This window comes from Jeongeupia naejangsanensis, from assembly GCF_016865585.1.
GTDB lineage: Bacteria > Pseudomonadota > Gammaproteobacteria > Burkholderiales > Chitinibacteraceae > Jeongeupia > Jeongeupia naejangsanensis.
Window position 1 is genome coordinate 609,581 of the sequence record NZ_JAESND010000001.1, and the last position, 22,426, is coordinate 632,006.

Consider the following 22,426-nt stretch of genomic DNA (forward strand, 5'->3'; position numbering starts at 1 on the left):
GATAATTTTGATGCATCAAAAATACACCTTATGAGGCACAGCGATGGCGATCACGCATGAACAGGTCATGGATGCCCTCGCCGGTGTCATCGATCCCGAGGTCGGCGAAGACATCGTCGCGATCGGGCTGATCTACGACGTCGCCATCGATACCGCCGCGATCACCGTCACGATGACGATGACCTCGGCCGCCTGCCCGATGGGCGACCTGATCCTCGAAGAAGTCCGCTATGCACTGGCCGAAATCGCGCCGGACGGCACCGCCATCGACGTCAAACTGGTATGGGAACCCGCTTGGACGCCGGGACGGATGACGCCGGCGCTGCGACAACACTTCGGCTGGTCGGAATGAGACGCCTGCCCTTCCTGCTGCTGCCGGTGCTGCTCTACCTCGCCATTGGTGGCGGTCTGGCCCGACTGGGGCTGGCGCTGCCGACCACGCTCGGTGCGATGGCCTGGCACGGCGCGGTGATGATCGGTGGCGTGTTCGGCGGGCTGATCGCGGTCGAGCGGGCTGTCGCTGCAAAAGCAGCATGGGCATGGATCGCGCCGGTGGCTGCGTTCGCCGGCGCCATCCTGCTGCTGGCCGGCCGGATCGAAGGCATAGAGGCAATCACAATGGCGAGCGCGCTGCTGACGGCGGTGACGCTGATGTTGTGGCGCAAGCAGCCGCAGCCGTTCACGCTGCTGCTCGCGGTAGCCGCTGCGTGCTGGCTGGTCGGCAACGTGCTGATGCTGGCCGGATTCGACATCAACGCCGTACTCGGCTGGTGGATTGCCTTTCTTGTGCTGACGATTGCGGCCGAGCGGCTGGAACTGTCGCGCCTGACACCGAAGCCGCGCCGGGCCGAAGCGGCTTTCATCGCCATCGTCGCGCTGATGCTCGCCGGGCTGCTTTCAGTGCAGGCATGGCTGATTGCCGCGTCGCAACTGCTGCTGGCCGCGTGGCTGCTGCGCTTCGACGTTGCCCGCCACACGATCAAGGCACGCAGCCTGCCGCGCTACATCGCGGTCTGCCTGCTCTCGGGCTACGGCTGGCTGGTCATCGGTGCGATCGCGCTGTGGGCCAACGGCAGCCACCTTGGCGGCCGGTTCGACGACATCGCGCTGCACGCGGTGCTGGTCGGCTTCGTGATGGCGATGGTGTTCGGCCACGCGCCGATCATCCTGCCGGCGGTCACCGGATGGCGCTTGCGCTACCACGCCGTGTTCTATCTGCCGCTGGCTTTGCTGCAGCTCGGCCTGCTGTGCCGACTGGCCGGCACGCTGATGCAGGCTGCCTTACCACTGCAACTTGGCGCCAGCCTCAACGGCATCGCCCTGCTGGTATTCGTCGTCACCGCCGTACTGCGGGTGCAACGCGGCCCGCGCAAACCGAATCCGTAAACTCGCGTGATCGCGACCGGGCAACGATCACGCGCTTTTTTTGCCCTTAAAGATGTATTTATTTTGAATCTTAATAACGAGGTCTACACCATGGCATTCCAGGTCAAGAACAACATCCACTGGGTCGGCAAGCAGGACTGGGAACTGCGCGAATTCCACGGCAGCGAATACAGCACGCATCGCGGTTCGAGCTACAACAGCTACCTGATCCGCGAGGAAAAGGTCGCGCTGATCGACACCGTCTGGGCACCGTATGCCGAGGAGTTCGTCGCCAACCTCGCCAAGGAAATCGACCTCGACAAGATCGACTACATCATCGCCAACCACGGCGAGATCGACCACAGCGGCGCGCTGCCGGCGCTGATGGCGCGCATCCCGAATACCCCGATCTACTGCACCGAGAACGGCGTCAAGTCGCTCAAGGGCCACTACCACCAGGACTGGAACTTCAAGGTGGTGAAGACCGGCGATTCGCTCGATCTGGGCAACGGCAAGCAGTTGGTGTTCGTCGAGATGCCGATGCTGCACTGGCCCGACAGCATGGCCACCTACATGACCGGCGACGCGGTGCTGTTCAGCAACGACGCCTTCGGCCAGCACTATGCCAGCGCGCAGATGTTCAACGATCAGTGCGACCAGAACGAGCTGTACGAGGAATGCATCAAGTACTACGCCAACATCCTCACGCCGTTCAGCCCGTTGGTGACGCGCAAGATCGAGGAAGTGCTGTCGCTCAAGCTGCCGATCGACATGATCGCCACCAGCCACGGCATCATCTGGCGCGACAATCCGACGCAGATCGTCGAGCAGTACTTGAAGTGGGCCGACAACTATCAGGAAAACCAGATCACGCTGATCTACGACACGATGTGGAACGGCACGCGGATGATGGCCGACGCCATCGCCGCCGGCATCCGCGCTGTCGACCCCGACGTGGTGATCAAGCTCTTCAACCTGTCGAACACCGACAAGAATGACGTGCTCACCCACGTGTTCAAGTCCAAGGCCATCCTCGTCGGCAGCCCGACGATCAACAACGTGATGCTGCCGCACGTCGCCGCCCTGCTCGAAGACATGGAAGGCCTGCGCTTCAGAAACAAGACTGCAGCGGCGTTCGGCACCCACGGCTGGAGCGGCGGCGCGGTAGCGCGGATCGCCAAGCGCCTCGGCGAAGCGGGCTTCAAGGTGATCAACGAAGGCATCACCGCCGAATGGCGCCCGACCGATGACGCACTGGCCAACGCCACCGAGTTCGGCAAGCGCTTTGCCGCCACGCTCGCAGCGCCCGAGGCCGAAACCGCCGGCGGCTGCAGCTGCGCACAAAACGGAAAAATGCGCTGCAAGACCTGCTCGTGGGTCTACGACCCGGCCATCGGTGACGCCAACCAGGGTGTCGCCACCGGTACCGCTTGGGCCGACGTACCGGACTCTTTCCTGTGCCCGACCTGCTTCATGGGCAAGAGCGACTTCGTTCCCGCCTGAGCGTCTGCCTGACACCAGGGGCCGGCACGCCGGCCCGACCACAGAACAGAGGAAACACGATGAACCGACCCATCGTCATCATCGGCAGCGGCCATGGCGGTTACACGCTGGCACGCGCCTACCGCAAGCTTAACCGGACCCGCCCGGTCGTCGTCGTCACCGCCGACGACGGCGCCGACTACCCGAAACCGCAGCTGAGCCACGCCTTCGGCAACGGCGCCAGCGCCGAGCGGCTGATCCGCCAGACCGCCAGCGAGGTCGCTGCAGAGACCAGCATCATGGTGCTGCCGAACACCAAGGTGCAGCGCATCGACTTCGACAAGCAAGTGGTCGAACTGGGCAACCGGACCCTGCCCTATGGCGAGCTGGTGCTGGCCGTCGGCGCCCGGCCCTTCGTGCCACCGATGACCGGAGACGCCGCGGAGGCAGTGCTGACGCTGAACAGTCTCGACGATTACCGGCAGTTCCAGACAAGACTGGCCAATGCCAACGATGTGCTGGTGATCGGCGGCGGGCTGATCGGCACCGAAATCGCCCACGACATCGCCCGCCACAAACGGGTGACACTGGTCGACGTCAACGCCCGGGTACTGTCGAAACAGGCGCCGGCTGTCATCAGCGCCCGGCTGCAGGCAGCGCTCGGTGATGTCGATTTCCGCTTCGGCAACCGGGTGACGGCAATCGATCACGACGGTGACCGCCTGCGGGCAACACTGGCCGACGGCGACACGCTGGTGATTGACGCTGTCGTCTGCGCTGCGGGGCTGAAACCGCGGCTCGATCTGGCGCAGGGGCTGGATACGGCCACCGGCATCGTCGTCGACGCCGAGCTGCGCACCTCGCGCGAGCACGTGTATGCGCTCGGCGATTGCGCCGAAATCGAAGGCCGCGTCCTGCCCTATCTGCAGCCGATCACGCTATCTGCCAATGCGCTGGCGCAGACGCTGGCCGGCACGCCGACCGCGGTCGCTTTCGGGCCAATGCCGGTCGCAGTCAAGACACCGCGCTATCCGGTGCAGCTCGGCGGCATCACCGGTGGTGACATCGACTGGCAGGTCGACGAGGACGACAACGGTCTGACGGCGAGGGCGATGCGCGACGGCCGGCTGGTCGGCTACGCCACTGGCGGCGGCCACAACGGCTTCCGGCTGTTGCCGCAACTGGCGCGCTGAATCAGGCCCGGTACTTGAACGCGCCCTGTGCCGTGGCGATCAGCGTACCGGCCTCATCGAGCACTTCGGCCTGCGTGTAGTAGATCGTCCGGCCGCCGCCGGTGCGCCTGGCCTTGACGGTCAGACGCCCTTGGCGGGCTGCAGCGACGTAGTTGATCGCCAGCGACAGTGTCACCGCATGGCGGGGTGGCGTGTCGGGTGGCACATGCAGTCCGGCATAGCCCGAAGCGACGTCGAGCAGGGTCGCCAGCACACCGCCGTGCACCATCGCCTGCCGGCTCAGATGATCCGGCCGCACCGTCATGGCGAACTCGGCGAAATCCGCCGACCATTCAATCAGCTCGATACCGAGCAGCGTGATGAACGGGTTGTCGACGTTGTCGTACGCCTCCATCAGCGGCTCACGATCAGCCGCAGCCCGAGCGCGACGAAGATCGTTCCGGCGATCCGGTCCAGCCACAGGCCAGCGCGCGGCCGGCGGTTCAGCCACTGGCCGACTGCGCCGGAGAAGTAGCCGAGCAGGCCAAACAGCAAGGCCGCCTGCGCGGTAAATACCAGACCGAGCTGCGCCGTCTGCCAGCCAACGCCGCCGTGTGCGGTGACGACGAACTGCGGCAGGAAGGCGAGAAAGAACAGCACCACTTTCGGATTGATCGAATTGGCAAACAGCCCCTTGCCGAACAGCCGCCACAACGACTCTGCCGACGCTTGTGCACCATCAGCCGTTACCCTGCCGCTACTGCGCAAGGCCTGAATCCCCAGCCAGACCAGATACAGCCCGCCGCAGATTTTCAGCGCAGTGAACGCCAGAGGCGACGCCGCGATCAGCGCGCTGATGCCCACTGCCGCCAGCACGGTGTGGCTGAGGCAACCCAGCGCGCAACCGAGGCCGAACACCATGCCCTGGCGACGCCCGCGCGAAATGCCGGTACCCAGCACCATCAGGTTGTCCGGGCCCGGCGACGCGGTGATCAGCATCGCGGCAGCGAGAAAACCGAAGAACTGTTCGGGAGAAAGCAGCACGGGCAGCTCCGTTCCATACGTTGATGCCGCGATGATAAGCCGCTTGCCGGGGATACGCATCCGCAAGCAGGCCTCGCCGTACGTCGCCGCATCGGCTTGTTCAAGCCGGCCCGGCAAGATTCGCCAACCAAGATGTAAAACAAAGCAACGTATTCATTTGCCCCGCCCCGAGCCAACCCCGGTATTGGGCGTACCGACGGATGATCCGATATGCGCGCGCAGGAGGCATCATGCTATTCGCTGTCAGCTACCAGTTTCGTCCGAATACCACCGAAGACACCCACAAACGTGTGCTGACTCTTTTTACCAATTGGCAGCCACCAGCGACTTATGCCTTCAAAGCGCATTACACCTGTGCCGATGGCAGTGGTGGCCTCGCGTTGGTCGAGACGGACTCTGCCATGGCCGCACTGGAAGTGCATAACACTTGGGCGCCATTTTTTGAGTTCAAGGTCGTGCCCGTTGTTGAAACCGAAAAGGCAGTTCAAATCGGTCTCAGCAATATCAAATGGCGGGAATCCATCTAGGTGGGTCGTTCATCGATGCAGTGTCGATGTCACCGGACACCCCTTTCAATTCAGCAGATGCCGAGGGCAATGATCGAACCGGGCATTGATCATTGAATCTCGCCAGGACAATTCATGATGAGCAATACCACCGGCGAGACATACGGTTTTCTTTCACAAATGTTCCAGCTTTACCTGATGGTGATCGACCGGCTGCTCCAGACCCCCGAACTTTCGGCGGAGCTGCGATACACGCTCATTCTGGTTTACTCCTGCGTTTTCGTAATCATGCTGTCACTGCTTTTTCTGTTTGCGAAATTCCTCCTGTCGTTGATCGCAAAAGGGATTTCCGCGCTCTTTTTGTATCTGACTGCTTCCCTCGACAACCCCCGCAGCCTTCCCTACGTTTCCACGCTGGCCTTCGTCCAGTCCATTCCCTGGTACTTCAGCCTCCTTGTCCTCATCCTCGGTTTTTGTGGCTTGGCCGCGCTGATCACGGGCAATCCCGTCTGGAGCGAATCGTTCAAGTACATCATGGGTGCAACGGTCGGCTCCCTGATCGGCGTCGTTCAAAAGAAAGAACAGGTGGAAATCGAATCCCGCCTGTACGGATTGCTCGAACGCGAGACGAAACAATCGCTCGGCGTTGAATCCGGCCGAATCCCGAAACCGGCAGACGATATCGGCGCTTGATCAAGCAGCCTGCGCCCCTGCCAAAGCTCCCGCACGGGCCAGTTAAAGCCCGCCGCAAACCCGAGCACACTGAACACGGTCGGCGACCCGGCGATCAGTGCGCGCACGCTCCTTGTAGCCATCCTCAGCACGGCCGAAGAGCGCTACACACAACCGGGGCCAGCACCGACAAACAGGTCGAATACTTACAAATAAAAATAAACAATCCAACGAAAAGCTTTCTTTTATCTTGTTTAAAGCATTGATAAGATCGCTGGTTACTGCCGAAGATCGAGCCAGATCGGTCCGACCCGATGTCGTCGACATCGCCGATGCGGCACACAAAACCACAAGGAGACGAACATGAAATCCCAACAGACAATCCAGCGCCCCTCCGGCGCCTTCATCGCCTCATCCTGGGCCGCCATGCTCGTCGGTGCGGCGGTCTATCTGATCGGGTTGTGGAACGCGCAGATGCAGCTCAATGAAAAAGGCTACTACTTCGTCATCCTGATGTACGGCCTCTTTTCCGCGATTTCGCTGCAGAAATCGGTGCGGGACAAACTGGAAGACATCCCGGTCACCGGGCTGTACTTCATTCTGTGCTGGCTTTCCCTTGTGCTGGCCATTGGCCTGCTGGCCGTCGGTCTGTGGAACGCAACGCTCGCCGACTCTGAAAAAGGTTTCTATGCAATGGCTTTCCTGCTGAGCCTGTTTGGTGCCATTGCCGTGCAGAAGAACGTTCGAGATCAGCAAGTCGCGCTCAAGCAGGACCCCCTGACCCAGCCGCTTCAACCTTAAGCCGGCAACGCTGGATGACGGTGCAGCCAGGCCAGCCGTCCCGTCGGCCCACACAGCGGCCACCGATCATTTCCACCCTGCCTGCATCAACCCACCGGACGCGCCATTTCCCCCCTTGCAGGAGAATCCCATGCCGTATGAAACCGATCCCTTTGTCAGGCAACTGGCGGCTTACAAGGCCGCCGTTCTGGCCAAAGACGTTGGCGCGTTTAGCGCGCTGTACGACGACGAAGTGCTGATTTTCGATATGTGGGGAGCATGGTCGCTGCAAGGCATCGACGCATGGCGCAATCTGGTCCGCGACTGGTTTGCCTCGCTCGGCGACGAGCGCGTCATTGTCGATATCGCGCAGCCACATTCGGCACAGGCGGACACACTGATAGTCGGCCACGCCATCCTGACATTCACGGCGATCGCCGCCGATGGCCAAGTCCTGCGTTCGCAAAGCAACCGCATCACGATGGCACTGAAGCGAATCGGAAACGATTGGAAAGTGATCCACGAACACACGTCGGCGCCACTGGACTTCCAGTCGCAACAGGCGATACTGCGGTACGCGCCTACCTAGCATGCGCACGACCAAGCGCACGGTATAGCCATAGCAACCGGCTCAAGCGCACTGCAAGCCTCCAATACCTTGCACACCTGGCAACCAAGCAACTCTCTGGCTGCGCCGCGCCGCGGCTGTCGCATAAACGCTCCAACGCCCTCACCAACAGTCGCGGTCCTTCCGTGGTCAGCAACGCGGTATTGCTGGCAGCTTGCGTCGTGCCAGTAGCCACCTTGTGGCCTCACCTGATGGCGAGGCTTGAGCCAGGTCACATTGCGAATGGTCACGCCGAACGGGTAGCAGATCAGGAACGCCCGAACACTTGCCTGCAACAAGAACGGCAATCAATCGGCAAAAGTATGATTTTTCAAATGAAAATTCATACTGAGGCGCATTTTCACCAAAGCAAATTCGGCCCACCATATTGGCACGGCAATCGAGCCGAAACACCAAGAACAACAATGTGAATCAGCAAAAATAACTACAACCTCTCCCGATGAAGGCATCGATAAAAATTCAAATCAGTCCATGAGAAAGATCGACAAGAAAAATCGCACATCCCCTATAAAACCCCCAACATCAACACTGACATATCCTTTAATGCCAACCGCAATGGCAAGGACATAAAATGCGCCAACCGGACAAAGCCAAAGTCCTTCTGCTTGTTTCAATATTCCTCATGGGTGTTGGCTCGGCCTTCTTCGCCCCACTTCAAAGTTTCTATTTTGTTCGCGAGCTTGGGGTGGCACCTTCGATGGTCGGCACTTACCTCGCGCTCACCGGATTTACGGCAATTGTCGTATCTCACCAATTTGCCCTTTACTCGGACAAAGGCGCATCCAGAAAAAAACTGCTCATTTTTTCCTCGGCATGCGGCGTAGTCACATTCGGCTGCTTTCTCGTTTTTCGCAACGTTTACGTCCTGGCGGTTGTCGGTTTCACGCTAGTGTCATGCATATCCATCGGTGCACCGCAACTGTTCGCCCTCGCGGGAGAAACATACAAAAACGGCAACGAAACCCTGATGGGATCCATGCGTGCCATGGTTTCAATGGCATGGGTGATTGGCCCGCCACTGTCATTTGCACTGGTCAGTGCATTCGGGTTTGTCGCGACATTTTCATCGCTGGTCATGACCTATGTACTCATATGCCTGATCTCGCTAAACCTGAACGAGCCGGAACGTCAAACCACACCTTCGACAAGCCCTTCCGAGCAAACGAACAACCACAACGCAGGGTTCAAATTGTGCTGCGCCGTAATTGGCATGGCGTTGTTGAATGCCGCCATCAACAACTATCTCATCATGATGCCTTTGTATCTGGTTCAAACGGAGGGAAAACCGGACTGGTTACCCGGAGTATTTTTCGGAATAACTGCTGCATGCGAAATTCCGTTAATGATGCTTTCCGGCAAAATCAGCAAAAAAATGAGCCATCAGCTTCAATTGGTCGTCGCGGCCTGCCTTGGCACGCTGTATTACGCCATTTTCGTCAGCACCAGCAACATGATTGCACTTGCCGGCATTCAGATCATCGGGGCCACCTGCATCGCCTTGAGTGCAACGGCGGGGCTGCAGTATTTTCAAAGTCTGGCCAGAGATAGAATCGGTTTTGCCTCGACCCTTTACTCCAACTCAATTGCGGGCGGCATGGCCCTGGGGGCATTCGCGGGCGGGCTCATTGCCAGTTCACGGGGTTATACCATCGCATTGCAAGCCAACATCGTTTTATGCGCACTGGCATTGTCATGCTTTCTGCTGTCAGCAGGACGCAGAAGCACCGCACCGTTGAAACCGGTACAAGCATGAAATCAAATTGCGGATGTTATATTTGCGCCGTTGATGGCAAGTATGCCTTCGAAATCGATATCCTTGTCTGCCAAAGCACTCCGGACCCTTGATACTTCGGCCCTTCGCTCGCCAAAAAAATGCAACATTTCCATCAGGCCGCTTTTTTCTTCTTCATTCAGGTGGCGAAATATCTCATTCAGCAATGAAATACGATGAATCCGGCGCCTATTGACCAGCGCATAAAATGTCCGCCCAGTATCGGCCCAGCTTGTTTTTATCCTGAGTGCGGCATGCGCTCGCGCGTAGAACAGGAAAGAAAGACTGATCTGGTCATGCCGGGTGATGTATCTGTTGTACGTAGTACACGTTACCCCGAGAATCGCAGACATTTCCTCTTTGGTCATGCGATGGAACTGCCTCATGGCCTCCAGATTCTTGGAGACACGGTAATAGTAATCAGCACATACATCCGCAACCGCAAGGTCGCCATCCAGAACCTCATCATGCGGGGCAATGTAATTCAAAAGCTGGTCCTTTCCCGTAAGCAGAGAAAGTACCGCATAAAAATCCCTGTCACTGGCTTTTGACAGATACCCGAAAAATGCAATGCACTGCATCTCCTCTTCCGGAAAGAAGCCTGCATAATCGGTGTATTTCAGCAGCAAGGGCATTGGCGCCCCCGTTATTGCAGACCACCTGGCAACAGCGTGCGTTTTTGGAATATCCACACCGGCCTCGTACTTTCTGTATTGTCCGACAGAAACATCGAAGCATGCAGCCATCTCTTTCTGGTTTTTCTTCGCACATCTCCGAAATTCCTCCAGGCTTCGACCGATGGAGAACGCAATATTCTCTTCCCGCTCATGAAAATCCATCAGCACCGGTTTTTCTACCTGCGCCACCGACTCGAAGCAAAAATAATCCAATTTATGCAACCCCAACCTTGCGTCAACAATTCAGCGTTCAATCAAAGACCGCATCAGTATCATCATGCTGAAAATCGAAACCGGCACTGAAACAGACACTCGGCAGCACTGGAAGGACAAACGCTCGGCAATGGAAAACCGGCCAGCCGTTCGCTCCAGGCAAGCACAAACCTGCAATCGATGAATCGATTGGTGTAGTCAGGTCCATCTGCCAGAAACCGGATGGCTCGCCAATCCTGGCGCACACCTCCACCGTGCCCCGGCCTTTATGCGGCCGGCTTGGCCGCCGTCGGTGCTGCACCGCAGCTATGACAGAAATGGCCGAAAGCGCTCTTGCGCGTCTGGCACTGGCCGCAGTGGTCGAACAGGCAGATGCCACAGTGCATGCAGAAGTTGCGGCTCGTGTCCTTCAGATCCACCGCCCGTTCACAGCCCGGGCAGATCTGTTTGGCAAGGCGTGCCTGCGCCAGATCGTAGCTCAGTGCCAAACGACGCTGCGCATCCGGTTTCTGTTCGGCGAGTTTCTGCTGCGCCAGATAACGCTGCATCGCGCCGATCAGATAATGACCAATCCCCCCCGTCAGCACGATGCCGACGATGTAGCGGACGTAACCGCCGTAATTGGGCAGATACGGCACGAGTTCGACAAAGAACGCGAACAGCGCGAAGAACACGAAGCCCCAGACAAACGGCCAATGGGCGCTTTTGCGTTTTTTGACGAACAGCCAACCGGCGATCAGCAGCAGCGGCAAGGTCACCACCAGCCGGAACAGGAAGACTCGCATTTCCTGCGCGCGGACCGCCGACTCATAGGCCTTGCGCCCACCCTCTTCCAGCTGTTCCAGCGTTTGCCGGTTGCGGTCGGCTTCGCGTTGCAGGGCCAGATCGCCCTGCTGCAGTCCTTCGAGCGCCTGTTCAGCACTGCGCTCGCCGGCCTTGAGCGCATCCAGCGCACGGGTCCGGGCAATCAGCTCGCGATCCTGTTCGGGCAGTTCGGTCGCCTTGCGGGTGGCCAGCCAGTTGGCAAAGGTTTCCCTCGCACTCCGGTTGGCATTGCTGGCCGCATTCAGCGTCAGCTCGGCCTGTGCGATCGCATCGCGGGTGTCCTTGCGCTGCGCGGTATTGGTCGAGATGGCCGTCCGCACGCGGGCGAGCTGGGCCGGGTCGATGAACTGTTCCGGTTCGAGTGTCCGCTCGACCTTGGGCAAGTCACCGACAACCAGTCCACCGAGGCCGATCAGAAAACTCGCGAACACCAGCGCGATCAGCCAAAAGCCGCGCTGAAACCATTTCTCGGATAACCGCAGCCCCTTGCTCATCCATGCCTCCACTCATACCCGTCACTGAACTGCCAAAAGCCGAAGCCCGCTCCTTCGCTCGAACCCGGCACGCCCTTTCGACACCGTAGCCGAAGGCACGGCATTTGCCGACCAGACGAGGTCGCGCCCCTCCCTGGCCCGGCGGCGACGCTACGCCTGCGGCATGCCACGGGGAATCAGGGCATTAGAAGCTGCAGGCAAGTCCGACCGAGATACCGGACACGTTGTTGCCGAACACGTAGCGCGTCACCAGTCGTGTCCGGGTGACGATCACGTCGTATTTGCTCGAATCGAGTTCAACCCCCAGACCAAGCGAGGTCAGGTAATTGAAACCGAGCGCGCCGCGCAAATCGCCGATGAACTGCGTCTGCGCGAATTCGAGCACATAGCGGAATGGCCGGTCGAGCAGACTCCAGTCGCTGATCGGCGCCCGGTAGCGCGCCCACAGGCTGGCGCTTTCGGCGGTCGCCCGCCCCTGCACGGACTGATCGCTGTTGCCGAAGCTCTTGAGCGGAATATTGCTGTAGCGCAGCTCGATGTCGATATCGCGCTCCGGCTGCAAATCCTCGTAGTCCAGCATGATCGAACCGCCCAGACCGTAAGCACTGAGCGAGCCGCCATCGAGGAAACTGAAGTCCCGGTCGACTTTCTGTTCGACATACCACTTGGCCGCGCTCAGATCGCTGGCGACCTGGCCGATGGCGATGTTGAAGATCGGCCGGATCACCAAATGCTCGGCAATCGGGAAGTCCCAGCCGATGCCGCCGCTGGCGGCCAGACTGTTCCATTTGAGCGGCAGCCTGCGTTCTTCCTGACCATTGGTCGCGATAAAGGTCGGATCGTAACGGGCGTACGACAAAGCCCCTTCCAGATAAACCGGCACCGACTGACTCATCGTCGCGCCGCCGCCCAGCTGGGTCATGTTCAGACCTGCGTCACCGCTCGACACGTTCTTGATCGACAGCGAGCTCGTCGTGACATCAGGCACGACGGTATACCCCATCAGTGCCAGTACGCCGTTGGCACGCTGCTGCACATTGGCGTCGACCAGCCTGAACTGGCGCTCCTCAGCGTGTGCCGTCGCGCAGAACCCCAGCACGGCGGCGCACAGGAAATGACGGGATCGCGGATATCGGGACATGGGCAAAGACACACCTTGAATGCAGTGAAGAACGGAGCAAGCCGGCTATTGTCGCCAAGCCGTATTACTACTTCAACCATCTTGGCCCATCCGCAACGGCCACGGCAATTTCAGGCCCCCGATTCGCGCTTTCGGCGGGTATGCGATAATCGGCCATCCTTGCCGGAGTAAATCAATGACCGCGCACGCGTTCACTACGCTGTTTGTTTTCGCGCTGACCGCCAGCGTGCTGCTGCAAATGTGGCTGGCCCAGCGCCACATCAACCATGTCCGCCGCCACCGCAGCGCGGTGCCGGACGAGTTCGCCAACGAAATCACGCTGCTGTCGCACCAGCGGGCCGCCGACTACACGGTCGCGAAAACCCGCTTCGGCATGCTGGCGACGATCTGGGATGCGATGCTGCTGGTTGCATTCACGCTCGGCGGCGGTATTGCCTTGCTGTCCGACCTCACGACAGGCTGGTTTGGCCAAGGCATTATGGCCGGTGTGGCGATGATTGCGCTGCTGGCTATCGCCAACACGCTGCTGACGCTGCCGTTCTCGTGGATTTCGACGTTCCGTATCGAAACGGCATTCGGTTTCAACCAGACCACACCAGCCACCTTTTTTGCGGACCTCCTCAAGACTTCGCTGATCGCCGCAGCCGTCGGCTTGCCGCTGGTCGCCGTCGTGCTGTGGCTGATGGATGCAATGGGGGACGCGTGGTGGCTGTGGGTCTGGGCGACCTGGGTCGGTTTTTCCCTGCTGCTGATGTGGATCTTTCCGACCTGGATCGCGCCACTGTTCAACAAGTTCGAGCCGCTGCCGGACGAAAGCCTGCGCGCACGCATCGAAGCGTTGCTGACCCGTTGCGGTTTCCGCGCCGGCGGGATCTTCATGATGGACGGCAGCAAGCGTTCGAGCCATGGCAACGCCTACTTCACCGGACTGGGCGCCAAGAAGCGCATCGTCTTCTTCGACACGCTGCTCAAGCAGCTCAACGGCGACGAGATCGAGGCCGTGCTCGCGCACGAACTCGGTCACTTCAAGCGCCGTCACATCGTCAAGCGGCTGGCGTGGACCTTCGTGCTGATGCTCGGCATGCTCTGGCTGCTCGGCCAGCTCAAGACCCAACCGTGGTTCTATGAAGGCCTCGGTGTTCAAACGCCGACGACCGCCGCTGCACTGGTGCTGTTCTTCCTGGTGCTGCCGGTGTTCACCTTCCTGTTCGGCCCGATCGGCTCGATGCTGTCCCGAAAGCACGAATACGAAGCCGACGCCTACGCGGCGGAGCAGGCATCCAGTAACGACCTGATCCACGCACTGGTCAAACTCTATCGCGACAACGCCGCGACGCTGACACCGGACCCGCTGCACAGCCTGTTTTATGACAGCCACCCGCCGGCCAGCCTGCGGATTGCCGCGTTGAAACGTCTCGGCTGATGCCTGCGACTAAAAAGGAAGTTGGTCCAACGATTTTCAGGAGCACGCCATGAGCCTCGCGACTGAACGCTGCATCCCCAACGCCCCGGCCATGCCCGTCGACGAAACGGTCCAGCTCGCCTCGGCCCAGCTCGACAACTGGATGGTTGCCGGTCCCCAGCTGGAAAAGACGTTCCAGCTGGGCAACTTCCACGACACCATGGCGCTGGTCAATGCCATTGCCTGGATCGCCCATAGTCAGGATCACCATCCCGATCTCGAGGTCGGCTACAACCGCTGCCGGGTCGTCTGGAGCACCCATTCGGCCGGTGCACTAACCCGTAACGACTTCATCTGCGCCGCGCGCGTCGATGCCCTTTTTCCCCGAACCGGCTTCTGAATGACCGATACCGCCCAGATCATTGCCAGCCACGGCAGGTCCTACATCATCGAGCTGCCCGATGGCAGCACCCGCGTCGCCAGTGCGCGCGGCAAGAAAACCGATTTCGCCTGCGGCGATCGCGTCGCCATCAAGGTCACCAACGCCGAGCAGGCGGTGATCGAAAAGGCACTGAAGCGCGACACCCTGCTGTACCGCTCGGATGCGTGGCGCGAGAAGCTGATCGCCGCCAACGTCACGCAGATCATCGTCGTCGTCGCGCCGGTGCCGAGCTTTTTCGACGAACTGATCGGCCGCTGCCTGATCGCGGCCGAAGACGCCGGCATCCGCCCGCTGATCCTGCTGAACAAATGTGACTTGCCGGAAGCCGAGGCCGCTCGTGGCCGGCTCGCCTATTACCGCGAACTCGGCTACGGCGTGGTCGAACTCGCGGCCACCGAGGACATCTCGCCGCTGAATGGCTGGCTCGCCGACCATGTGTCGGTCCTGGTAGGTCAGTCGGGCATGGGAAAGTCGACCATCACCAACGCGCTGATTCCCGAGGCACGCGCGCGGGTCAACGACATCTCGGTTGCACTCGATTCGGGCAAGCACACCACGACCAATGCCACGCTGTATCACCTCGAGCCAGGCGCCGACCTGATCGACTCGCCGGGGCTGCAGTCATTCGGCCTCGCCCACGTGACCGCCGAGAATCTGCCGCGTCTGATGCCGGAGTTCCGCGAACGGCTCGGCCAGTGCCGCTTCCACAACTGCCGGCACCGGCATGAGCCCGGCTGCGCCATTCTCGGTGCGGTAAAGGAAGGCACGATTCCCGAAAGCCGTTTGCAGCTGCTGCACCGGCTGCAGGACGAACTGGCCGCCGCGCAAACCTACTGAGGCCAGCTGGAACGGCGGTGTTGCCGCCTGGCCCGCTTGCGCAGCGCGAGCCAGATGTACACCCGCCAGATGCCGTGCACGGCAAAGAAACCGACGACCGCCAGCAGCGCTGCCAGCACCGGCAGGCCGATCAGCAAGGGCATGCCGAGCGAGAGCATCCAGTGCCACATCGCCTGCGTCCACTCAAGCAGCGTCAGCCCGGACCAGCCTGGCATCGGCGGCACGTGCGCCCCGCCCCCCAGCCCGGTGATGAAACTCCCCAGTTGCACTGCCACCCAGTACAGCGGGCCGATCGTCAGCGGGTTGGTGTAAAAGGTCGCGAACACCGCGACCGGCAGATTGACGCGAAACCCCAGCGCCAGCAGGCTGGCAGTGATCACCTGCAGCGGCCCGGGGATCAAGCCGCCGATCATCCCTGCCGCGACACCACCGGCTACCGAATGCCGGTTCAGATGCCATAGATTGGGATGGGCAAACCAGTGCGCATAGCGGCGCAGAAACGCGTTTTTTGTCAGCGTGGCATGGTCGGGCAGCAAACGCCGCAGGAAACGTCGGGGCATGAATACCTTGGTCGGAGTACGGGGGTGAAATGAAACGGTTACTGCAACTGTATACCGTGGCCATGACCGCCCAGCGTCTTTCATGCATGAATGCCGCTGGGCCAGGACGCCGGACTTGTCTTAAATTGCAATCAGCAAAAACTGACCTTCTACTGACCCGGTGAATGGGGCAAAATTCCTGACTTATCGATAATCAATTGATGCCATGGTTGCCGTTACCCGTCCGCTAGCCCAGTCGATTGCTGAAGCCGCCAACCCGCAGGGCTGGCTGGCGCAGTTGTCCGACCGCTATCCGCCCGATGCGATGCTCCGCCTCAAGGCAGCGCTGGCGTGGGCTGCAGAGTGTTACGGCGACCAGCGGCTGCCCGACATCGGCGAGCTGATCTTTCCGCACTCGGTCGCCAGTGCGGCCATCGTCGCCGACCTGCGCCTCGATGCCGACGCGGTCATCGCCGCCCTGCTGTTCGCCACCCCCGACTACCTGAAAGACGCCGCCGCCGAGATCGAAAAGCGCTTCGGCAAGGAAGTCGCGACACTGGTCGACGGCGTCAGCCGCGTGCGCCAGATCCGCCAACTGACCGTTTCGGCCGTGCACAAGCCGCAGGAAGCAGCGGCGCAGATCGAATCGATCCGCAAGATGCTGCTGGCCATGGTCGAAGACATGCGCGTCGTGCTGATCAAGCTGGCGTGGCGCACGCAGACGATGCACGTTCTCGGCCAGGCACCCGACGAGGTGCAGCGCCGCATTGCCGAGGAAACGCTCGACTTCTTCGCGCCGCTCGCCAACCGGCTCGGTGTCTGGCAGATCAAGTGGGAACTCGAAGACCTCGGTTTCCGCTACCAGCACCCGGACATCTACAAGAAGATCGCCAAGCTGCTGGACGAGCGCCGCATCGACCGGCAGCAGTTCATCGACGACGTGATCGGCAAGCTGCGCATCGAACTGGGCGCCGCCGGTGTCGAGCACGCCAGCCTGATGGGCCGGCCCAAGCACATCTACAGCATCTACAAGAAGATGCAGAAGAAGAAGCTCGACTTCTCCGAGCTGTACGACATCCGCGCGGTGCGCGTGCTGGTCGACGACGTCAAGGATTGCTACACGGTGCTCGGCATCGTCCACAACCTGTGGCAGCCGATTCCCGGCGAGTTCGACGACTACATCGCCAATCCGAAAGGCAACTTCTACCGCAGCCTGCATACGGCGGTGATCGGCCCGAACGACAAGGCGCTCGAGGTGCAGATCCGCACCTTCGAGATGCACGAGCACGCCGAATTCGGTGTCGCCGCGCACTGGCGCTACAAGGAAGGCGGCAAGGGCGACAGCAAGTACGAAGAGAAGATCGCCTGGCTGCGCCAGCTGCTCGACTGGAAGAGCGACGTCGTCGGCGAAGGCGAACTGGCCGACGCCTTCAAGGCCGAGCTGTTCGACGACACCATCTACGTGCTGACCCCGGCCGGCCGCGTCATCGCCCTGCCCAAGGACAGCACGCCGGTCGACTTCGCCTATCACCTGCACACCGATCTGGGCCACCGCTGCCGCGGCGCCAAGGTCGACGGTGCCATCGTGCCGCTGTCGACGTCGCTGAAAAACGGCCAGCGCGTCGAGATCCTGTCGGCCAAGGAAGGCGGCCCGAGTCTGGACTGGCTGCATCAGGGCTATGTGAAAAGCCACCGCGCGGCGCAGAAGATCCGTTACTGGATCCGCCAGCAGAATCTCGATGTCGCCATCGAGGCCGGCCGCACGCTGTACGACAAGGAAGCGTCCCGCGTCGGTCGCACGCAGGCCAAGCAGGAAGACGTTGCGCACCGGATCGGCTTCAAGACCGTCGACGAAATGCTCGCCGCGCTCGGTCAGGGCGAGCTGACGCTGCGCGCGCTGGCCGAATCGCTGACCTTCGAAGACAAGCCGCATGCGCCGGAAGAACCCGTCCATCCCGACGACGTGATCCGCCGCGCCCGCGCCGACCAGCGCGGCGAAGGCATCCTGATCGAAGGCGTCGACAAGCTGATGACGCTGCTCGCCAAATGCTGCAAGCCGGTACCGCCCGATGCGGTCTGCGGCTTCGTCACCAAGGGTCGCGGCATCTCGATCCACCGCAGCGACTGCCCGACCCTCAAGCGCCTCGCCATCGAAGCACCGGAGCGGTTGATCAAGGCCGACTGGGGCGCCACGCAGGCCGGCGGCGTGTTTTCGACCGACATCCTCGTCGAAGCGCAGGACCGCACCAGCCTGCTGCGCGACCTGTCCGACGTGATGTCACGAGAGAAAATCAACGTCACAGCAGTCAACACGCTGTCGCGCGACACGCTGGCGCGGATGCGCTTCACCGTCGAGATCCAGCGCGTCGACGATCTGCCGCGCATTTTCACCCGGCTGAACGAAGTGCCCGGCGTATTGCGCGTGATCCGGCTCTGAGCACACAGGTCATCGGTGCATGCGCGATGACCTGCGTTCCAGCCCAAAAAAACCGGCCCCTGTGGCCGGTTTTTTTTCGTGCAGCGTCCCTCCGAATCTTGCCGACTCGTCCGCTGGCCACGCCACCAAGCCCGGACGCGCTACAGCGGCCAGCCCTCTGGCCCGGCGCTGGTTTCCCCCGCCGCACGTCGGCTCACCGTCGCGTCACTGGTTCCCCCTAATTGGCGCAAAGTCCCGAATGGCATAAGGTTCGCGCCTCAAAGCTATAACACCGAAGTCTGATACAGGACTCGCCCTTTTGCCCTCGGGAGATGAAATGCAGTCATTGCGTACCAAACTCGTTGTCTTTGTCGCCGCCCTGTCGGCACTGATCACCATCCTGCTGTCAGTCGCGGCTTACACCAGCATGCGAACGCAAATCCTCGGCACGCTCGCGGACGAAATCCACAACACGGCCATCGGCTACAACGTGGCGCTGACCAACTGGGTCGAAGGCAAACAGCATATCGTTGCCGGCACCGCGCATGCGCTCGGCACCGCAGCCGACCTGCACGCCCCGCTGGTCCAAGCGGCAAAAAGCGCCAAATTCGACAGCACCTATATCGGCACCGTCGACAAGCAGATGGTTCAGGATCATCCGCTCAACCTGCCCAAGGACTACGATCCGACCTCGCGCCCCTGGTACAAACAGGCGGTGGCCGCCGGCCAGTCCATCGTCACCCCGCCCTACGTCGACGCTTCGACCAAACAGCTGGTGCTGACCTTTGCCGCACCGGTCAAGGATGCAGGCGGCAATCTCAAGGGCGTGGCAGCTGCCGACATCTATCTTGACGGCGTGGTCAAGGATGTCCTGAACATCAAGCTGCCGGGCGACGGCTACGCATTCCTGGCCAGCAAGGACGGCAAGGTTCTGGCCCACGCCGACACCAATCGGGTGCTCAAACCCGTCAGCGATTTCGCCCCCGAACTGAGCGCAGACAAGCTGACGGCCATTGCCGGCGACAAGGCGCTGAGCGAAGTCGTCGTCGACGGCAAGGCCAAGTTCGTCGACGTCCAGCCGATCGACGGTACTGAATTCGAACTCGTTCTCGTCGTCGACAAGGGCGTCGCACTCGCCCCGCTCAACCGACTGCTGTGGCTGAGCATCGGGGCTCTGGTCGTCATGCTCGCAGTGATCGTGCCGCTGTCCGGCGTACTGGTTCGCCACATGCTCGCCGGTCTGGTCCGCGTCCGCGACGCGATGAGCGAAATCGCCCAGGGCGGCGGCGACCTGACCCGCAAGATCGACGTCGCCGGCCGCGATGAAATCGCCGAGACCGCACAGGCCTTCAACCGCTTTACCGATCAGCTCCGGGCGATGTTCGTCGAACTGCAGCGCGAAAACGAGCAGCTGACGCATGGCGTATCCGACATCGACCAGCTGGTAAAACAGCTGTCGACCGACTCGCAGGCGCTGTCCGACCTGTCGGCATCGAACGCGGCGACGATCGAGGAAATCACCGTCAGCATCAGTCACATCGCCGACAATGCCCGCGAAGCGGACCGCCTCGTCAACGCAACCGGCGCGCTGTCGGGAGAATCGGCATCCACGGTCAAGGCCGTCGCCGACGAAGTCGGCAAATCGGCCGAAGCGGTCAGCGAACTGGCCGGCCTGCTCGATGGCCTGAACCAGCGCGCGCAGGACATCAGCGGCATCATCCGTGTGATCAGCGACATTGCCGACCAGACCAACCTGCTGGCACTGAATGCCGCCATCGAAGCGGCCCGTGCCGGCGAAACCGGCCGTGGCTTTGCCGTTGTCGCCGACGAAGTGCGCAAACTGGCCGAACGCACCGGCAAGGCCACGCTGGAAATCACCGGCATGATCGACGGCGTCCGCGCCGAAACCGCCGCAGCGGTCAGCAATATGGAGCGTACGCACGCTGCGGTGCAAAGCGGCGTGTCGCTGTCGAACACCGCGGCCGAGAAAATCGCCCACATCCGTGAAAACATGGACGAAGTGATGCGCCGGATGAGCGAAATCGCCCTGTCGACCAGCGAGCAGCAGAACGCCACGACGGCAATGGCGCAGAGTGCCGAACACATCACCACGCAGATGCACAAGTCCGATGCAGCGATGCAGCGTGCGACCTCAACGGTACACCAGCTCAACGAAATGGCGACCTTCCTGCGGCAGATGTTCGGTAAGTTCAGGCTGTAACCACAAGGCCAGCCCCAACTAGATCACCAAAGCAACTACACCGATACGAAATGGTTGATATGTAAATTTTCGCCAAATCAAACGTAACTCGTGCCGCTGCGCCGGCTACCGCCAGCGCATATGATGTTTTCAGGAACTCCGGTTCCTAGATACGAGAGATTCAAAGCCCGCGCTGAGCGGGCTTTTTTTTGTCCGCTCGCCACGTCAGCAGATCGGGGCTGCTGCCGCACAAGCGGTATTACGTCAGCGAGAACGGCCCGGCAGGCAGCACACGGATACGAGGCGAGATCGAGCGTACAGTGGCAAAAGGTGCTGCCCGGCTTGCCGGATGCAGGACTTGGGGTCAGTCGTTCACTGAGCCCAGCGGCCACGACCGGCCAGCAATACGAGCCACCTTCATTTGAAGAGCGGGCGGAAGAACGTGCGCTCGTAGCTCAGAAAACACTTCGTTTCCTTGGCAAACCGGAACGCCATCTGGCACTCCGGGTCCTGCAGTGACTTGATTCGGTACTGCTCGTACTCTGCGAAGGACTGGAACGAAAACGAGCCAAGCGCGATATTGCTCGCCCCCTCTGACGGGAGCAGGTAGCCATGATGCTGCCCGCCAAACTTCGGAATCAGGGCCAACCACATGCGGCAGTACTCTTCGAACTCGGCGATCTTGGCGGCGTCGATGACGTATCGCAGGTGACAGGTAATCATGATTTCCTTTTAAGTAGCCAGATAGGTGCGTGGGGTACCTGGCATTGGATCAAAGCAACAGGCGACATATTGGGCGGCCCGAACTTCTATGAAACTGCAACCGGACGTTTACAGGGCGTTAGTTGAAATCGCCCATAGTGCGCCAAGACAGAACACGCCTCCAAATACGACGCCACCCCACAATGACCATTTCCTTTGAACAGCATTGAAATGCTCAACGCTGTCCCACTTATTGTTTTGCCAGGCCCATTCGCGCCCTTTGAATCCAAGCACGATAATGAAAACGAAACCAATATAAGGTAGCAAACACAGAAGGCCTATCCAAGTTTTGTTCCCAACGGCCCAAACCCAGTTCCATAGGAATGCGCCCCAAGACCAACCCTCGACCCCATGAGGAATGACCGCCCCCTTGCCCATACCCGATGTATTGAAGGCTGCACCATTCGGCGAAGCTTGTTGATTATCTGGCGTATTGATGATTTTCAATTTCGACATCCTTTAGCGACGGTTTTGATTTGCGTTCCACTGGATCGGCCAAGCGAGATCAGGGTTTGATAACCCGTCAGCCGGCGCAATCTCGATGCAGCGCTCAGACATCTTCAGCCTGCAGCCACGCAATAAATCCGGGAAGATTTGGGGGAAGATCGTCATGACATGCACCCTGAAGCAACGCAGAGTTCCAAGCTGCTTTGGAAGCCACGCATAACTGAGCGACGATCTCCAGCCCGCCACGGTCATCCAGCAGCCCAGCGGGAATCCAGAGATAAGGCAAGTTCCCAAGTGGGTTGGGTACTGGTGAGCCGCAGATGGAACAGAAATCGGAACGGAAGCCCGATTCCTTCTTCCAGGAGGAAATGTGCTCGACGCCATCTAGCCACCGAAACCTTTCTTTCGAAATGATTGTCGCGGCATTTGACTGGCCGCCGCCCTGCCGCCGGCAGAGCGAACAATGACATTGGTAAAGTTTGAAATGGTCCCCATCGATTTCAAACGCCACTCGTTCGCAAAGGCAATGGCCATGCATGCTTCATCCTTCAAGGTGACCGGCGGGCAGTTGTAGTTCATTGGCGATCCAAGCGCCTGACGTCCGAAACAAT

The 22,426-nt window shown here is 60.4% G+C and carries 23 protein-coding genes; 14 read left to right on the plus strand and 9 right to left on the minus strand.

Annotated features, from left to right (window positions below):
* Positions 1–43: 43 nt before the first annotated feature.
* The 4 genes from JMJ54_RS02940 to JMJ54_RS02955 all read left to right on the plus strand — a co-directional run bounded on the left by JMJ54_RS02940 (position 44) and on the right by JMJ54_RS02955 (position 4,040).
* Complete coding sequence (locus tag JMJ54_RS02940; protein ID WP_203536441.1) at positions 44–352, plus strand: metal-sulfur cluster assembly factor; 309 nt, start codon at positions 44–46, stop codon at positions 350–352.
* Positions 349–1,386, plus strand: a complete 1,038-nt coding sequence (locus JMJ54_RS02945; protein WP_203536442.1) for a DUF8744 domain-containing protein — start codon at positions 349–351, stop codon at positions 1,384–1,386. The genes JMJ54_RS02940 and JMJ54_RS02945 overlap by 4 nt, the downstream gene beginning before the upstream one ends.
* 90 nt (positions 1,387–1,476) lie before the next feature.
* Positions 1,477–2,868 (plus strand): anaerobic nitric oxide reductase flavorubredoxin, encoded by a 1,392-nt coding sequence (gene norV, locus JMJ54_RS02950; protein ID WP_203536443.1) that lies wholly within the window; start codon positions 1,477–1,479, stop codon positions 2,866–2,868.
* A 59-nt stretch (positions 2,869–2,927) separates the two neighbouring features.
* Complete coding sequence (locus JMJ54_RS02955; RefSeq protein ID WP_203536444.1) at positions 2,928–4,040, plus strand: FAD-dependent oxidoreductase; 1,113 nt, start codon at positions 2,928–2,930, stop codon at positions 4,038–4,040.
* 1 nt (position 4,041) lies between these two features.
* On the opposite strand, the gene JMJ54_RS02960 is transcribed toward JMJ54_RS02955, so the two are convergent.
* Together JMJ54_RS02960 and JMJ54_RS02965 are read right to left on the minus strand one after the other, a co-directional pair.
* Complete coding sequence (locus JMJ54_RS02960; protein WP_203536445.1) at positions 4,042–4,434, minus strand: PaaI family thioesterase; 393 nt, start codon at positions 4,432–4,434, stop codon at positions 4,042–4,044.
* Positions 4,434–5,063 (minus strand): LysE family translocator, encoded by a 630-nt coding sequence (locus JMJ54_RS02965; RefSeq protein WP_203536446.1) that lies wholly within the window; start codon positions 5,061–5,063, stop codon positions 4,434–4,436. The genes JMJ54_RS02960 and JMJ54_RS02965 overlap by 1 nt, the downstream gene beginning before the upstream one ends.
* A gap of 230 nt (positions 5,064–5,293) precedes the next feature.
* On the opposite strand from JMJ54_RS02965, the gene JMJ54_RS02970 reads away from it, so the two are divergent.
* The 5 genes from JMJ54_RS02970 (at position 5,294) to JMJ54_RS02990 (ending at position 9,402) form a co-directional block, all read left to right on the plus strand.
* A complete protein-coding gene (locus tag JMJ54_RS02970; protein ID WP_203536447.1) occupies positions 5,294–5,590 on the plus strand; it encodes a DUF3303 domain-containing protein in 297 nt (98 codons plus the stop codon).
* Positions 5,591–5,704: 114 nt separating this feature from the next.
* The gene (locus JMJ54_RS02975) at positions 5,705–6,262 is read left to right on the plus strand and encodes a hypothetical protein (RefSeq protein WP_203536448.1); all 558 of its coding nucleotides are present in this window, start codon (positions 5,705–5,707) and stop codon (positions 6,260–6,262) included.
* Positions 6,263–6,604: 342 nt separating this feature from the next.
* A complete protein-coding gene (gene yiaA / locus JMJ54_RS02980) occupies positions 6,605–7,042 on the plus strand; it encodes an inner membrane protein YiaA (protein WP_203536449.1) in 438 nt (145 codons plus the stop codon).
* Positions 7,043–7,172: 130 nt separating this feature from the next.
* Positions 7,173–7,610, plus strand: coding sequence for a YybH family protein (locus JMJ54_RS02985; protein ID WP_203536450.1), 438 nt, complete (start codon positions 7,173–7,175; stop codon positions 7,608–7,610).
* Between the two features lie 610 nt (positions 7,611–8,220).
* Positions 8,221–9,402 carry a sugar efflux transporter gene (locus JMJ54_RS02990; RefSeq protein ID WP_203536451.1) on the plus strand — a complete coding sequence of 394 codons (1,182 nt, stop codon included), beginning with the start codon at positions 8,221–8,223 and terminating at the stop codon, positions 9,400–9,402.
* Between the two features lie 2 nt (positions 9,403–9,404).
* Here the strand turns inward: JMJ54_RS02990 and JMJ54_RS02995 are convergent, their stop codons facing one another.
* From JMJ54_RS02995 to JMJ54_RS03005, 3 genes are all read right to left on the minus strand, one after another.
* On the minus strand, positions 9,405–10,286 hold the full coding sequence (locus JMJ54_RS02995) for a hypothetical protein (protein WP_203536452.1): 882 nt from the start codon (positions 10,284–10,286) through the stop codon (positions 9,405–9,407).
* A 290-nt stretch (positions 10,287–10,576) separates the two neighbouring features.
* A complete protein-coding gene (locus JMJ54_RS03000) occupies positions 10,577–11,629 on the minus strand; it encodes a zinc ribbon domain-containing protein (protein ID WP_203536453.1) in 1,053 nt (350 codons plus the stop codon).
* A gap of 184 nt (positions 11,630–11,813) precedes the next feature.
* Positions 11,814–12,770, minus strand: coding sequence for an autotransporter domain-containing protein (locus JMJ54_RS03005; RefSeq protein ID WP_203536454.1), 957 nt, complete (start codon positions 12,768–12,770; stop codon positions 11,814–11,816).
* 175 nt (positions 12,771–12,945) lie between these two features.
* On the opposite strand from JMJ54_RS03005, the gene JMJ54_RS03010 reads away from it, so the two are divergent.
* Genes JMJ54_RS03010 through rsgA form a run of 3 tightly spaced genes read left to right on the plus strand, consistent with a single transcriptional unit; the run spans position 12,946 to position 15,451 of the window.
* Positions 12,946–14,193, plus strand: coding sequence for a M48 family metallopeptidase (locus JMJ54_RS03010; protein ID WP_203536455.1), 1,248 nt, complete (start codon positions 12,946–12,948; stop codon positions 14,191–14,193).
* A gap of 49 nt (positions 14,194–14,242) precedes the next feature.
* Positions 14,243–14,572, plus strand: coding sequence for a 4a-hydroxytetrahydrobiopterin dehydratase (locus JMJ54_RS03015; protein ID WP_203536456.1), 330 nt, complete (start codon positions 14,243–14,245; stop codon positions 14,570–14,572).
* Positions 14,573–15,451 carry a ribosome small subunit-dependent GTPase A gene (gene rsgA, locus JMJ54_RS03020; protein ID WP_203536457.1) on the plus strand — a complete coding sequence of 293 codons (879 nt, stop codon included), beginning with the start codon at positions 14,573–14,575 and terminating at the stop codon, positions 15,449–15,451.
* Here rsgA and JMJ54_RS03025 read toward each other — a convergent pair.
* A complete protein-coding gene (locus JMJ54_RS03025; RefSeq protein ID WP_203536458.1) occupies positions 15,445–16,011 on the minus strand; it encodes a DUF2062 domain-containing protein in 567 nt (188 codons plus the stop codon). The two genes, rsgA and JMJ54_RS03025, sit on opposite strands and share 7 nt — an antisense overlap.
* A gap of 205 nt (positions 16,012–16,216) precedes the next feature.
* Between JMJ54_RS03025 and JMJ54_RS03030 the strand changes: the two genes are divergently transcribed.
* Together JMJ54_RS03030 and JMJ54_RS03035 are read left to right on the plus strand one after the other, a co-directional pair.
* Positions 16,217–18,427, plus strand: a complete 2,211-nt coding sequence (locus tag JMJ54_RS03030; RefSeq protein ID WP_203536459.1) for a RelA/SpoT family protein — start codon at positions 16,217–16,219, stop codon at positions 18,425–18,427.
* Between the two features lie 316 nt (positions 18,428–18,743).
* Complete coding sequence (locus JMJ54_RS03035) at positions 18,744–20,627, plus strand: methyl-accepting chemotaxis protein (protein ID WP_203536460.1); 1,884 nt, start codon at positions 18,744–18,746, stop codon at positions 20,625–20,627.
* Positions 20,628–21,023: 396 nt separating this feature from the next.
* On the opposite strand, the gene JMJ54_RS03040 is transcribed toward JMJ54_RS03035, so the two are convergent.
* The 3 genes from JMJ54_RS03040 to JMJ54_RS19590 form a co-directional block, all read right to left on the minus strand.
* The gene (locus JMJ54_RS03040) at positions 21,024–21,329 is read right to left on the minus strand and encodes an NIPSNAP family protein (protein ID WP_203536461.1); all 306 of its coding nucleotides are present in this window, start codon (positions 21,327–21,329) and stop codon (positions 21,024–21,026) included.
* Between the two features lie 108 nt (positions 21,330–21,437).
* Positions 21,438–21,815: a hypothetical protein gene (locus tag JMJ54_RS03045; protein WP_203536462.1), complete on the minus strand. Its 378-nt coding sequence runs from the start codon at positions 21,813–21,815 to the stop codon at positions 21,438–21,440.
* 103 nt (positions 21,816–21,918) lie between these two features.
* Positions 21,919–22,353 (minus strand): GFA family protein, encoded by a 435-nt coding sequence (locus JMJ54_RS19590; protein ID WP_444542913.1) that lies wholly within the window; start codon positions 22,351–22,353, stop codon positions 21,919–21,921.
* Positions 22,354–22,426 lie beyond the last annotated feature (73 nt).

Coding starts and splice junctions, on each gene's coding strand:
- JMJ54_RS02940 (WP_203536441.1), top strand. CDS start 44: ATGGCGATCACGCATGAACAGGTCATGGATGCCCTCGCCGGTGTCATC.
- JMJ54_RS02945 (WP_203536442.1), top strand. CDS start 349: ATGAGACGCCTGCCCTTCCTGCTGCTGCCGGTGCTGCTCTACCTCGCC.
- norV (WP_203536443.1), top strand. CDS start 1,477: ATGGCATTCCAGGTCAAGAACAACATCCACTGGGTCGGCAAGCAGGAC.
- JMJ54_RS02955 (WP_203536444.1), top strand. CDS start 2,928: ATGAACCGACCCATCGTCATCATCGGCAGCGGCCATGGCGGTTACACG.
- JMJ54_RS02960 (WP_203536445.1), bottom strand. CDS start 4,434: ATGGAGGCGTACGACAACGTCGACAACCCGTTCATCACGCTGCTCGGT.
- JMJ54_RS02970 (WP_203536447.1), top strand. CDS start 5,294: ATGCTATTCGCTGTCAGCTACCAGTTTCGTCCGAATACCACCGAAGAC.
- JMJ54_RS02975 (WP_203536448.1), top strand. CDS start 5,705: ATGATGAGCAATACCACCGGCGAGACATACGGTTTTCTTTCACAAATG.
- yiaA (WP_203536449.1), top strand. CDS start 6,605: ATGAAATCCCAACAGACAATCCAGCGCCCCTCCGGCGCCTTCATCGCC.
- JMJ54_RS02985 (WP_203536450.1), top strand. CDS start 7,173: ATGCCGTATGAAACCGATCCCTTTGTCAGGCAACTGGCGGCTTACAAG.
- JMJ54_RS02990 (WP_203536451.1), top strand. CDS start 8,221: ATGCGCCAACCGGACAAAGCCAAAGTCCTTCTGCTTGTTTCAATATTC.
- JMJ54_RS03000 (WP_203536453.1), bottom strand. CDS start 11,629: ATGAGCAAGGGGCTGCGGTTATCCGAGAAATGGTTTCAGCGCGGCTTT.
- JMJ54_RS03005 (WP_203536454.1), bottom strand. CDS start 12,770: ATGTCCCGATATCCGCGATCCCGTCATTTCCTGTGCGCCGCCGTGCTG.
- JMJ54_RS03010 (WP_203536455.1), top strand. CDS start 12,946: ATGACCGCGCACGCGTTCACTACGCTGTTTGTTTTCGCGCTGACCGCC.
- JMJ54_RS03015 (WP_203536456.1), top strand. CDS start 14,243: ATGAGCCTCGCGACTGAACGCTGCATCCCCAACGCCCCGGCCATGCCC.
- rsgA (WP_203536457.1), top strand. CDS start 14,573: ATGACCGATACCGCCCAGATCATTGCCAGCCACGGCAGGTCCTACATC.
- JMJ54_RS03025 (WP_203536458.1), bottom strand. CDS start 16,011: ATGCCCCGACGTTTCCTGCGGCGTTTGCTGCCCGACCATGCCACGCTG.
- JMJ54_RS03030 (WP_203536459.1), top strand. CDS start 16,217: ATGGTTGCCGTTACCCGTCCGCTAGCCCAGTCGATTGCTGAAGCCGCC.
- JMJ54_RS03035 (WP_203536460.1), top strand. CDS start 18,744: ATGCAGTCATTGCGTACCAAACTCGTTGTCTTTGTCGCCGCCCTGTCG.
- JMJ54_RS03040 (WP_203536461.1), bottom strand. CDS start 21,329: ATGATTACCTGTCACCTGCGATACGTCATCGACGCCGCCAAGATCGCC.
- JMJ54_RS19590 (WP_444542913.1), bottom strand. CDS start 22,353: ATGCATGGCCATTGCCTTTGCGAACGAGTGGCGTTTGAAATCGATGGG.